The sequence below is a fragment of the Leucothrix mucor DSM 2157 genome (assembly GCF_000419525.1).
Lineage (GTDB): Bacteria > Pseudomonadota > Gammaproteobacteria > Thiotrichales > Thiotrichaceae > Leucothrix > Leucothrix mucor.
The window spans coordinates 3,921,692-3,933,919 of the sequence record NZ_ATTE01000001.1 but is presented as its reverse complement, the minus strand read 5'-3'; the positions used below and the strand labels follow the sequence as shown (position 1 = coordinate 3,933,919).

The 12,228-nt window shown below is 49.3% G+C and carries 13 protein-coding genes; 3 read left to right on the top strand and 10 right to left on the bottom strand.

Annotated features, from left to right (window positions below; genetic code table 11):
• Positions 1-24 precede the first annotated feature (24 nt).
• Both LEUMU_RS0117925 and mtgA read left to right on the top strand, forming a co-directional pair.
• Positions 25-1,275 carry a ribonucleotide-diphosphate reductase subunit beta gene (locus LEUMU_RS0117925; protein ID WP_022953679.1) on the top strand — a complete coding sequence of 417 codons (1,251 nt, stop codon included), beginning with the start codon at positions 25-27 and terminating at the stop codon, positions 1,273-1,275.
• Positions 1,276-1,288: 13 nt separating this feature from the next.
• On the top strand, positions 1,289-1,999 hold the full coding sequence (gene mtgA / locus LEUMU_RS0117920) for a monofunctional biosynthetic peptidoglycan transglycosylase (protein ID WP_026744895.1): 711 nt from the start codon (positions 1,289-1,291) through the stop codon (positions 1,997-1,999).
• Positions 2,000-2,004: 5 nt separating this feature from the next.
• Here mtgA and LEUMU_RS0117915 read toward each other — a convergent pair whose 3' ends face one another.
• Both LEUMU_RS0117915 and LEUMU_RS0117910 read right to left on the bottom strand, forming a co-directional pair.
• Positions 2,005-2,304 carry a type II toxin-antitoxin system RelE/ParE family toxin gene (locus tag LEUMU_RS0117915; RefSeq protein ID WP_022953678.1) on the bottom strand — a complete coding sequence of 100 codons (300 nt, stop codon included), beginning with the start codon at positions 2,302-2,304 and terminating at the stop codon, positions 2,005-2,007.
• On the bottom strand, positions 2,301-2,543 hold the full coding sequence (locus tag LEUMU_RS0117910) for a type II toxin-antitoxin system ParD family antitoxin (protein ID WP_022953677.1): 243 nt from the start codon (positions 2,541-2,543) through the stop codon (positions 2,301-2,303). Before LEUMU_RS0117910 ends, LEUMU_RS0117915 begins: the two co-directional genes overlap by 4 nt.
• 172 nt (positions 2,544-2,715) lie before the next feature.
• On the opposite strand from LEUMU_RS0117910, the gene LEUMU_RS0117905 reads away from it, so the two are divergent.
• Positions 2,716-3,231, top strand: coding sequence for an MOSC domain-containing protein (locus LEUMU_RS0117905; protein ID WP_022953676.1), 516 nt, complete (start codon positions 2,716-2,718; stop codon positions 3,229-3,231).
• Here the strand turns inward: LEUMU_RS0117905 and LEUMU_RS0117900 are convergent.
• The 8 genes from LEUMU_RS0117900 to LEUMU_RS0117860 form a co-directional block, all read right to left on the bottom strand.
• Positions 3,228-3,653 carry a PACE efflux transporter gene (locus LEUMU_RS0117900; protein WP_022953675.1) on the bottom strand — a complete coding sequence of 142 codons (426 nt, stop codon included), beginning with the start codon at positions 3,651-3,653 and terminating at the stop codon, positions 3,228-3,230. The two genes, LEUMU_RS0117905 and LEUMU_RS0117900, sit on opposite strands and share 4 nt — an antisense overlap.
• 235 nt (positions 3,654-3,888) lie before the next feature.
• Positions 3,889-5,505, bottom strand: a complete 1,617-nt coding sequence (locus tag LEUMU_RS0117890) for a GMC family oxidoreductase (RefSeq protein WP_022953673.1) — start codon at positions 5,503-5,505, stop codon at positions 3,889-3,891.
• A 33-nt stretch (positions 5,506-5,538) separates the two neighbouring features.
• Complete coding sequence (locus LEUMU_RS0117885) at positions 5,539-6,930, bottom strand: aldehyde dehydrogenase family protein (RefSeq protein ID WP_026744893.1); 1,392 nt, start codon at positions 6,928-6,930, stop codon at positions 5,539-5,541.
• Between the two features lie 4 nt (positions 6,931-6,934).
• The gene (locus LEUMU_RS0117880) at positions 6,935-8,305 is read right to left on the bottom strand and encodes a glutamine synthetase family protein (RefSeq protein WP_022953671.1); all 1,371 of its coding nucleotides are present in this window, start codon (positions 8,303-8,305) and stop codon (positions 6,935-6,937) included.
• Positions 8,305-9,081: an N-formylglutamate amidohydrolase gene (locus tag LEUMU_RS0117875; RefSeq protein WP_022953670.1), complete on the bottom strand. Its 777-nt coding sequence runs from the start codon at positions 9,079-9,081 to the stop codon at positions 8,305-8,307. The genes LEUMU_RS0117880 and LEUMU_RS0117875 overlap by 1 nt, the downstream gene beginning before the upstream one ends.
• A 7-nt stretch (positions 9,082-9,088) precedes the next feature.
• Complete coding sequence (locus LEUMU_RS0117870; RefSeq protein ID WP_022953669.1) at positions 9,089-10,417, bottom strand: TRAP transporter large permease; 1,329 nt, start codon at positions 10,415-10,417, stop codon at positions 9,089-9,091.
• Positions 10,414-10,953, bottom strand: coding sequence for a TRAP transporter small permease subunit (locus LEUMU_RS26710; protein ID WP_022953668.1), 540 nt, complete (start codon positions 10,951-10,953; stop codon positions 10,414-10,416). Before LEUMU_RS26710 ends, LEUMU_RS0117870 begins: the two co-directional genes overlap by 4 nt.
• Positions 10,954-11,029: 76 nt before the next feature.
• Positions 11,030-12,079 carry a TRAP transporter substrate-binding protein gene (locus LEUMU_RS0117860; RefSeq protein WP_022953667.1) on the bottom strand — a complete coding sequence of 350 codons (1,050 nt, stop codon included), beginning with the start codon at positions 12,077-12,079 and terminating at the stop codon, positions 11,030-11,032.
• Positions 12,080-12,228: the final 149 nt, after the last annotated feature.

Sequence of the window (12,228 nt, the reverse complement as noted above, 5' to 3'; positions counted from 1 at the left end):
GGCAGAAAAGGAGAACAACGCACCATGCTAAATTGGGACAACCCACTATCGCCAGCAACGGCGAATAAGTCTACGGAGGCAGCCAAGCCGGCTGCCCCTGTTCTACAGTCTTACTCGGTCAGCAATGCGCTGAGCGAGGCACGCACTGCTACTCCGGAGCCCGTTAAGCCGGTCATCGCAGAGCCGAAGCCTGTGGTTGCTGCACCCGCAGTCGCTACTGAGGCTAAGACTGGCATGCTGCAAGAGCAAATGGGCGTTACCGGCAAGGTAATGACCGCATTCAACGCCAATGATAAGCGTGTGATTAATGGTGAAGGCGATGTCAATCAATTGGCACCGTTCAAGTACCCTTGGGCTTGGGAATACTTCCTGAATGCCAACAAGAATCACTGGACGCCGCTTGATATCAATATGGCGCAGGATGTGCATGACTACAATCACACCCTGACGGATGCAGAGAAGCACGTATATGAAAACGTACTGGCTTATCTGACGACGTCTGACATTCTGGCAATGCGCAATATCGGTTTAGCCGTCATGGAAAAGATGACTGCGCCGGAGTTGCAAATTTATCAGGCACGTCAGGTGTATGAAGAGGCACTGCATACCTGGACTTATCAGCACTGCATCGAGACTTTAGGTCTGGATCAGGCCGAGATCTACAATCGCTACCGCGTAGTGCCACAGATCAACCAGAAGATTCAGCTGGCTAACCGCCGTCTGGAAGATGTAATGCGCTCAGATATGGACCTGAAAAATCAGGACGATCTGAACAGCTTTGTGATGTCTTACATGTTCTTCTCTGGCATCTTCGAAGGCAGCTGGTTCTACAACGGCTTTACTCCAATCTTCTCATTGCAACGTCGTGGTTTGATGAAAGGCACCTCCGAGCAGCTGCAGTACATTATGCGTGACGAAGTGATGCATGCATCCTTTGGTATTCGTGTGGTGAAGCAGATTCTGCTGGAGAATGACGTTCGTCTTGATCCTAAAGAAATCCGCAAGATGTGGGATGAGTCTGAAGCTGCTGAAGCTGGTTACGCACGTTACATTCTGCGTGATCCGATTCTGGGTTATAGCGCGGATGATCATATCGAGCAGTTCCGCTTTATTGCGAACCGCCGTGCACGTCAGCTGGGCTTAGAAGAGCCGTTCCCGGGCGCACAAAGCCGCACTCCTTGGTTGGATGAGCAAGCGAATATGAAGAAGGAGAAAAACTTCTTTGAAACGCGTGTGACAGAATACCAAACGGGTGGGGCGTTGAAGTGGGACTGATTTAGTAGCCCCCTTGAATAAGCCTAAGCGGTTCAAAACCGCTTGGCTACATTGGTTATGGCGCCTACCTCTCGGCTTGTTGATGGTCGCAATCTTGTTGATCATCATTTTCCGTTGGGTGCCATTGCCTAGTTCATCATTTATGATGCAACAAACAGTCTCTAGCTGGTTGGATAAAGACGTTCCTGCCGTTCGCCATCACTGGGTAAGCATGGAGCGGATACCACCTGAAGTCGCATTGGCTGTGGTGAGCTCTGAAGATCAGCTGTTTCCTGAGCACTGGGGAATAGATCGTGAAGCAACTAAAACCGCAATACTAGCCTCTCTCAATGGCGAATCCGCAAAAGGCGGTAGCACCATTACTCAACAAGTCGCAAAAAACATGTTCCTCTGGAGTGGCCGCAGCTATGTGCGCAAAGGTCTCGAGTGGGGCTTAGCGATCTTGATTGATGCTTTGTGGAGCAAACGCCGTATTTTAGAAGTGTATTTGAATATTGCTCAGTTTAGCGCCGCGGACTATGGCGTGGGTGCGGCAGCGGCGAACTTATTGAAGAAGCCGGTTGATAAGATTACTACTGAAAATGCAGCCGCTCTGGCAGCCGTACTGCCGTCACCAGCGACTTATAGCGTAACTAAACCCACTCGGTATCTTCTTAAGCGGCGTAAAGCGATTCAAAAGCAAATGCGGCAACTGGGTGGCGTTGATTATTTAGCGGATTTGTAGCGACCCTAAGTCGGTTCATCTCTCATATGCAGAGCAGGGTCCATCCGCTGATGTAACACTATCAGCACCAATACATCATCCTCATCTTCCCGATAATAAATCGCATGACTCTGATGGTTTAGACGCTTCAACCCCTCTCTTACAAAGCTATAGTCCGAGCAGATAACGACATCTGACAGGGTTTCCATTTTCTCACTAAGTGCATCAAAATATTTGTCGGCTTGCTGTCGTCCGAAGTTTTGATAAGAGTAGATGTAGATTGCTTTAATATCGGACTTTGCATCCTCAGTAAACCTAACCGTCATATGCCCATATCACGCAATGCTTCAGCCTTGATATCGCTCATAGATAGCGTACTTATGCCACTTGCTTCGGCTGCATCAACCATCTTGCGAAGCTCCTGAATAGCGAGTTGATGGCGCTCTTGATCTCGACGAATAAGATCGCGAAAGAACTCACTGATATTGCCGTATTTTCCCGAAGTGATTTGACTCTCGATATAATGGCTCATCGGCTCAGGAACGGAAATAGTGTGTCTAATCATGATTGCTTCCCTAGTTAAAATTCATACTCAATCATACTGGTTATGAATAAATGTGTAAAACACTCGCCTCAAAGCCATACTAGGGTCAGATTACTTATAATACTGACCGATAATTTTACGAAATCGATAGTCATAGGTTTCTAATTGCATATTATCGGATGAGGAGAAAATAATGATAACCATCCAAACCCTACTCAACATGCTCCCACAAACTGGTACCGTCACTTGGATTGGCTTACGCCCATATCGCCGTGCCACTATTGATATCGTTCAACAAGTAGAAGCCATCAAAGACATGGGCTTAGCTGGTGATCGTTACGCAGGCACCGCCGGAAAACGCCAAGTTACACTGATTCAAGCTGAGCATTTACCGGTTATGGCATCGTTATTAGCGCGCGACTCGGTTGATCCTGCCTTACTACGCCGCAATATCTGTGTGAGTGGGTTAAACCTGTTGGCACTTAAAGGTCGGCGCTTTCAAATCGGCGATGCAATCTTAGAATTCACCGGCTTATGCCACCCTTGTTCCTTTATGGAAACAGTCTTTGGTGATGGCGGTTATAACGCAGTGCGTGGCCATGGTGGTATTACGGCCAGCGTGATTCAATCCGGTATCATCCGTTTGAATGACACGGTGCGGGCGATTCCAAAAGACACTGAAACCACCCCACAGCTTTCTCTACTTTAGGCTTTCTGCTCGCCAAACCAGTTTTTATAAGGTTGGTAATGGTCATACAGCCAATTAAACAGCAGGGTATAGATCAGAATAAACACCAAAAAGCCCGCTTCCAGAATAATTGCCGCCAGCAAACTGATTTGCAGCATCCAGGCAATTAATGGCACACCCAGCACCACCATTCCCGCTTCAAAGCATACCGCATGCAACACCCGCAACTTCATGCCCCGCTGAATGCGTTCTGCACCAAACAGTTTGTCGAAGCCAATGTTGTAGACATAGTTCCAAGCAACGGCCAACAGGCTTAGCGAGACGCCAACAATGGCTAAATCACCCGACGGTTTTTGCGTGACCAAGGCTGACATGGGAATAAAAATAGCCAGCAATATAATTTCAAATGACACGGCATGAAAAACGCGTTCTCTGTTTTTCATAATTAACAACTCCAAGCGTTAATAGGACAGAGTGACCATTTTCATCTAATATCAGGATACCTACCAATTAGATACCATCGGTAAAAGCGATATGTTTATAAGTCGTGTGCCTATTGAGTTCGAGGAAGTTGCTTGGCATGCCAATATCGATATTATTCAGCACCAGCAATATAGCCATCTGCCATTATTTCAGCGCTTACGAAAACTGTTCAGAGAAGCGCTAAAAATCAGGACACTACGCCTGATCCGCTAAGATCATCGACGCACCCTTGTCACCAATCATCATAGACGGTGCGGAGGTATTGCCGCTAATCAGCTTGGGCATAGTCGACGCATCAATGACTCGCAGGTTCTGCATACCACGGACTTTCAGATCAGCTGGACTGACCACCGCCATCTCATCCACACCCATTTTGCAGGTACCAACCGGATGATAAACCGTCGAAGCCGTCTCTCTCAGGTACTGCAAAATCTGCTCATCGGTTTGAATGTGTTTGCCGGGTGCCATTTCTTCGCCACGGATCTCATCAAACACTGGCGAGGCTAGTACTTCACGGGCTTTTTTAACCGCCTCAACCAGCACTTTGCGATCTTGCTCATCGGCAAAGAAGTTGTGATCGATCAGCATATTGCGATGCATGCCATCATTCACCATTTTTACCGAGCCAGTACTATTGGGGCGCAGCACACAGGTGAATAAGGAATAGCCATGCCCAAACTCAAACTTGCGGCCACGATGACTGCGGAATAAGGGCGTAAAATGGAATTGAATATCCGGGTCATCGCCCGTGGCTTCGGCGAATTTGGTTTTTGCAAAGCCGCCCACTTCAACGTAGTTAGTCGTCCACCAGCCTTTGCGCTGTAGCCAATATTTAAATGGGGCAGGGAGCACATGAGGTAGTAGAGTTCGCAGCGATACACCAATGGATTTGGCACTGCTGGAGCGCACGGTAACCATGCTGTCGATATGATCTTGCAGGTTTTCACCAACGCCCGGCACATCGTGTTTGCATTCAATGCCCAAGGCTTCAAGCTCAGACTTATTACCAATGCCGGAAGCCAGCAAAATACGTGGCGAGGCAATCACACCGGCACTTAGGACTACTTCTTTATTACAGGTCAGCACGGATGCCTGACCTTGCTGCTCGATATTGACACTGACTACCCGATCGCCTTCGATATTAAGCGAGAGCACTTCGGTTTGCGTCAATACAGTCAGGTTCGGGCGCTGTTTAAGCACTGGCTTGATAAACGCCGTATAGCTACTCACCCGCTCGCCGCGTTGCTGCTTAACATTGTATACGCCAAGACCCAGCTGCGATTCGGCATTAAAATCATCATTTTTTGGTAATCCGGCATGCTTACCAGCTGCCACAAACATATGACCAACTTCATTGGTTTCCTGTGGCTGAACAACGCTTAACTCACCCTCGAAACCATGAAACTCCGATGATTGATCGACCTGATTGTTTTCCAGCTTTTTGAAAATAGGCAACACATCATCATACGACCAACCGCGACAGCCTAAAGCTTCCCACGTGTCATAATCTTTACGGTTTCCACGGATATACACCATGCTGTTAATCGCACTGGAGCCGCCAAGCCCTTTGCCACGGTTGACTGTAATCACCCGATTGGCCAAATGCTTTTGTGGCGCACCCTGATAGGTATAGTCGTATTTTTTATTGCCATAGAGCACAAAGGCACCCGCTGGCACCGACACCCACGGGTTCTGATTTGGGCCACCGGCTTCAATCAGGCACACCGAGACTTTAGGGTCGGCACTTAAACGGTTTGCGACTACGCAGCCAGCCGAACCGGCACCAATCACAATGTAGTCATACGCGGTCATCAGGGTTTCCTTTGGTCAATAATGTAATAAAAATTAGCTGGTTTGCGTTCTGAAATGATAGCTCTTAGGCCGCGTGAGTGATTCATAGCCCATCGCTGAAAGCGTACATCCACGACCGGTGTTTTTAACGCCAGTCCATGCCAGCGCAGGGTCAAGATAGTCACAGCGATTCATAAACACCGTACCGGTGTCTAATTGTGCGCCGATACGCTCTGCGGCGGCAACATCTTCCGTCCAAATTGCCGCAGTTAAGCCAAACTCTGAATCATTCATGAGCGTAATGGCCTCTTCATCGCTGCTGACCTTCATCACGCCAACAACTGGACCAAAGCTTTCATCGCGCATTACGGACATAGAGTGCGTCACATCGCTCAATACTTGCGGAGCCATATAGGCAGAACCTTCCTGCTCACGCTCAAAGGCGCTGGTATCCACATGCGCTGTTGCGCCAGCGGCGAGTGCCTCTTTAATTTGCCCACGAACAAAGTCTGCTGCAGCGGGTTTAATCATTGGCCCCAGCGTTGTTTCAGACTCTAAAGGGTTTCCAAGCACATAGGTGCTGGCAACGGCTGCTAAACCCGCTACAAACTCATCGTGGATGCTTTCATGCACATAAATTCGCTCAATCGCACAACAGGATTGGCCGCTGTTAAAGAATGCTCCATCCGCCAGATTTTCAATGGCATGTTGCAGATTACAGTCAGCACGAACATAAGCAGGGTCTTTACCGCCCAACTCCAAACCAACCGGAATAAAGGCACCAGAAGCAGCTGCTTCCATGGCTTTACCACCGCCAACAGAGCCAGTGAAGCACACCATATCGACCATACCGCCACTAATCACCTCAGCGGTTTGCTCATGATCCATGACTAAATGTTGGAATACGCCTTTTGGTACACCGGCTTGATCAAACGCTTCCTGAAAGCGCTCGGCAACCAGCAAGGTATGCGCCGCATGCTTTAGGACTAAGGTGTTACCTGCCATTAACGCTGGAATAATGGAGTTAACCGCCGTCATATACGGGAAATTCCAGGGCGCAATGGTCAGTACCACGCCCAATGCTTCACGTGAAACGCGTCGCACAAAGCCGGGCTTTTCACCAGGATCAAGGTCGGCCAGAGAGGATTCCGCAATCGAAATCATATAACGCGCCCGCTCTTCCAGCCCGCCGACTTCGCCTGCGCCAAATGCAACCGGACGCCCCATCTGCCATGCCAGCTCTTCCACAATGCGTGGTTTCATGGCGATCAGCGCATCCACTGCGGCATTACAATAGACAGCACGCTCGGCAATACTCAGTAGTTTCCATTCCTGCTGTACCGCGCGGCTTTCGGCAAAGGCTTCGCGAATGGCCTGCTCACTAGCAACCGGACGTTCCGCATACACACTGCCATCTACCGGCGACACACATTGAATCATTTTCATGGGTTTAAGCTCGCTCAAAGCCACGGGCGACTTCCCAGTCGGTTACGCGGCGATCATATTCAGTCTGCTCCCAACGGGCAGCATGGACATAATGGTTAATCACATCATCACCAAAGGCGGCGCGGAACATCGACGATTTATCCAGCATCTCAGTGGCGTCACGCAGGGTGCTCGGGATGATTTTCAAAGAGTCATCCAGATAAGCATCACCAGTATAAGCCGGTGCCAGCTCCAGTTTCTGATTAATTCCCGCAATCCCGCAAGCCAGTTGTGCTGCCAGTGCCAGATAGGGGTTTAAATCGGCCCCGCCAACCCGACACTCCACGCGTACTGCTTTGCTGTTTTCGCCACACATGCGATAGGCCGCCGTGCGATTATCAGGGCTCCAAACCGCTTTAGTGGGTGCAAAGGTACCAGACTGGAAACGTTTATAGGAGTTAATGTAAGGCGCTAAGAAACAGGTGGCTTCATCGGCATATTCCAGCAGGCCTGCCATGTAATGTTTCATCAGATCCGACATGCCATATTCGGCATTTTCATCAAAGAATAGTGGGGTTTTGCCTTCCAAATCCCACAGCGACTGATGCACATGGGAAGAGCTACCCGCCGCAGAATAATTCCATTTCGCCATAAAGGTAATGGACTTACCTTTGGCCCAAGCAATTTCCTTACAGCCATTTTTAACGATGGTGTGATGATCAGCCGTCGTCAGCGCATCATTGTATTTTACATTGATCTCTTCCTGACCGGCTGAGGCTTCACCTTTGGAACACTCCACCTCGATGCCCGCACCGTACAAGCCATTACGCATAGCGCGAATGGTATCTTCTTCCTTGGTGGTCTGGAAGATGTGGTAATCCTCATTGTAAGCGCTGGCCAGCTTCATATTGCGGTAGCCGGACTCCTGGGCGCTTTCAAAGGTCTGATCAAACAGGAAAAACTCCAGCTCAGTTGCCATCATCGGGCGCATGCCCATCTCTTCAAGCCTAGCGATCTGCTTTTTCAAAATGGCACGGGGCGAATGAGGGACTTCCTTGTGCGTGTGATGATCCAGAATATCGCAGAGCACCATCGCTGTGCCTTCCAACCAAGGAACGCGACGCAACGTACTTAAATCCGGCTTCATGATGTAATCGCCGTAGCCTGCATCCCAGCTGGTGGCTTTGTAGCCTTCAACCGTTTCCATTTCCAAGTCAGTTGCCAGCAAATAGTTACAGGAATGGGTTTCCTCGTAGCCACTTTTCAGGAAGAAGTCGGCATGAAAACGCTTACCCATCAGGCGTCCCTGCATATCAACCTGACACACCAGCACGGTATCAATCAGGCCTTCTGCAAATTCGTTTTTTAATTGATCCAGGGTTAGGGCAGGTGTCATTATTTTTCCTCGTTAATTGTCGCGTGCAAGGCTTTGGCGATAAAGCCAGCCCAGTATTGCTGATCTGCATCGCTGCTGAGCAGGTCGTTACGAATTTCCAGCATCACCGCGCCATGCTTTGGTGAGCTGTGTCGCCCGATCGTGTGTAATACCGGATCGGACGGGCCATAGGGTTCATTACTTCGAATATCTCGTGGAGACATGGCTTTACTGCGCTGATAAAAGCGTTCGGCAAAGCGATTTTCTGGCGCATAGATTACCCCTAACTCAACCGCCCGCTGTGCGCCTAAAAACACCGGCGTAAAGCTGTGAATGGTGACGATGATATAGGGTTTATCGGCCGCAACGTGCTCGCGAATTAAGCCATCTATTGCTGCATGAAACGGATCATAAATCTGCTTAATCCGATAGTCACGTTCCTCAGCGCTAAGCTCAATATTTCCCGGAATTTCCGTGTATTCACTGCGCTGCGGGATGGCACTCAACACTTCTGGTGGTCGATTACAGTCATACAATAAGCGCGAGTATTGCTGGAGCACCAGTGGTGCGTCCAATAGCTTACTCAGCTTTTTAGCGGTGGCTGCCGCTCCGGGATCCCAGCCGATATGGCTTAGGCGCTCATCATCCGACAAGCCCAGATTGCCAAACACGGCGGGAATATAATGGCTGGCATGTTCGCAGACCAAGATGATTTCAGAGGCACCTTGCGGGTTATGAACCACCGCAGATGCCTGTTCCAGACCGCTCAAGGCGGCTACTTGTTCACTCCGTTCCATGATGCACCTACCTACTTCCGTAGACGAGCTCAGGCAACCACAATGTCAGCTGCGGGAACAACATCAGTATGAATAAAGCCACGAGCATAATCGCGACAAAGGGAATGATCGACTTATAGATATCCACCAACCCAATTTCTTTGGGGGCCATGGCTTTCATCAAGAACAGATTGTAGCCAAAGGGCGGTGTCATATAAGCGATCTGACAGGTCACAGTGTATAGCACACCGTACCAAATCGGATTAAAGTCCAACGCAATAATTAGCGGGATATACAGAGGGGCCACGATAACCAACATGGCTGTATCATCTAAGAACATGCCCATAATGATGTAGGTCAGCTGCATCAGTAGCAGCACTTCCCAAGGCGTGAGGCCCCACTTTTCTAAGAATAAGCTTTCGATGGCTTTAACGGCACCCAAGCCATCAAATACCGCACCAAAACACAGTGCCGCCATAATAATCCACATGAACATACCACTGATGCTTAAGGTTTTACGCAGTGTGGTGTGTAGCACTTTAAAGCTCATGCGGCCTTTAACCAGTGCGGCCAGCATGGCAACTAAGGCACCAACGGCTGAGGACTCAACCAAGCTGGTATAGCCCATCAGGAACAAACCAATTACCGAGAAGATAATGAACAATGGCAGCACACCCGCACCCAATAAGCGGATTTTTTCCTGCCGCGTAATGGCTTGGCGCTCTTCCAAAGGCAAAGCCGGACCTAACTCAGGCTGTAACTTACAGCGAATCACGATGTAGCCGATAAACATGGTTGCCAGCATTAGCCCCGGAACTACGCCAGCTAGCCATAACTGACTGACGGGTTGGCGCGCGATCATGCCATAGAGGACGAGTACAATACTGGGTGGTACGAGGATTCCTAGCGAGCTACCGGCTTGAATGACGCCGGTTACCATGCGCTTGTCATAACCTCGTTTGAGCATTTCGGGTAGTGCGATACTGGTACCAATCGCCATCCCCGCCACGCTGAGCCCGTTCATGGCTGAAATCGCCACCATCAAGATAATGGTTCCAATTCCCAAGCCGCCTTTTAACGAGCCCATCCAGACATGTAACATTCGATACAAATCGCTGGCGATACCGGATTCTGAGAGCATATAGCCCATAAAGACAAACAATGGCAATGTCAGTAATGGATACCAGTTTAGTAGTTTGATACTGGCGTTAAAGGCCATTTCGGAGCCGCCATCGCCCCATAAAAACAATCCGGCAACCACTGCGACAAAGCCGACGGCTCCAAATACTCGCTGCCCGGTTAATAGCATCAGCATGAGCATTGAAAACATCATGATGGCAATCATTTCATGGCTCATACGACAATATCCTCAGGGTGTTGCTTGATATCAAAGGGAATGCCTTTGGCGGCTGCGACATTTTGGAAAAAAGTTGCCAGCACTTGCAGCAACATCATAAAGATTCCAAACGTCATAATGATTTTGATGGGTGCCATATAAGGTGCCCAAGAGGAGTAGTTCTTCTGGCCATACTCAAGCGCGTAGGTGGTGCTGGAGATTCCGCCATACAGCAATAACACCAGATAGGTAATCAGACACAATACGGTAATCGCGTCGATGGTGGCTTGTCGCTTCGGCGTCCAGGTGCCGTAGAACACATCCATGCGCACATGCGAGTCCATTTGCATGGTGTAAGCGCCACCCAACAAATAGTAGGCTGCCATGGTGAACTGCGCCATTTCAATGACCCAATATTGCGGTGAGCCAAGGCCTTTGGAGATCGAGGAAAATAGGAGTATTCCCATCATCATCAGCACCAGATACATGGCAATAATCCCAACGCCACGATTGAATTTGCTGATGAAACGCACGTATGACTGAATAGCGTTATACACGGTGACAACCCAGAAATTGTTGAAAGAGTCGCCTCCCTCAGAACAAGGGAGGCGCTAAGGTCAAACGTCTAGCGGATTAACCATAACGGTACGGACGTCCTGCTTTGGACATGGTCTCGTTATATGCTTTGAAGATTTCCACGACCTTTTTGGTGCGTGGGCTTACTTCGGCAATTTCATCCCAGAACTTGTGCGCTTCGGCTTCAACCGTTGCCCACTCTGCATCGGGAATTGACGTCAGCTCCAGCTTAGTGCCTTCGGTACGCAGCTTAGCTTCACCACCCCAGTACCAGTGCTGACGGTAGTAGTGCGAGCTATCCATGCACAGCTTAAACAGTACTTTCAGATGCTCTGGCACTTTAGCCCAAGCGTCTTCATTGGCGAAGTAGGAACCACACCATGCGCCGGAAATATTATTAGTCAGGAAGTATTTGGTGACATCCGCCCAACCGACCGTGTAATCCTCGGTAATACCCGACCATGCGATACCATCAAGCTCACCGGTTTGCATAGCTACTTCAATATCTTCCCAAGGCAAAGTGACGGGTACCACGCCGAAACGCTTCAGGAAACGGCCCGCGGTTGGGAAGGTAAATACGCGCTTGCCTTTGAGGTCAGCCAGGCTGGTAATGGGGTCTTTAGTGGCGAAGTGGCAAGGGTCCCAGGCACCAGCGCCTAGCCAGGTCACACCTTTGACTTCGCTGTAAGCTTCTTCCCAAATTTCATTCAGGCCGTATTGGTTGAACAGTACGGGAATATCTAAGCTGTAACGGGTTGCGAACGGGAAGTAACCCCCAAATACGGAGATATCGACGGGGGAAGCGATTGAATCATCATCACTTTGTACCGCATCAATGGTTCCTTTTTGCATGGCACGGAACAATTCACCGGTTGGCACTAGCTGATCCGCATAGTACAGCTCGATTTCCATTTCGCCATTGGCGGCTTTGTTGAATGCATCAATCGATGGCTTGATAACGTGTTCTGCCAGCGCAGGGCCAGCATAAGTTTGTAAGCGCCATTTGATTTTAGTTTTGGAAGCGGCGTGAACGTGTGGGGCCACCGCTGCAGCGGCGACTGCACCTCCGGTGGTAACTGCGGTCTTCAGGAACTGGCGTTTATTCATGTTAATTCTCCAATGGTGAGGTCATCAAGCAACAAAACGTATCCAAATACTGAGCGGCTTTCTTATTTTTGATTTCTCCGTCAAAGTCCTGTAAAAATATACACAGCTTACAAATATTATGTCAAATATTTTAATATTTAATTGAAATA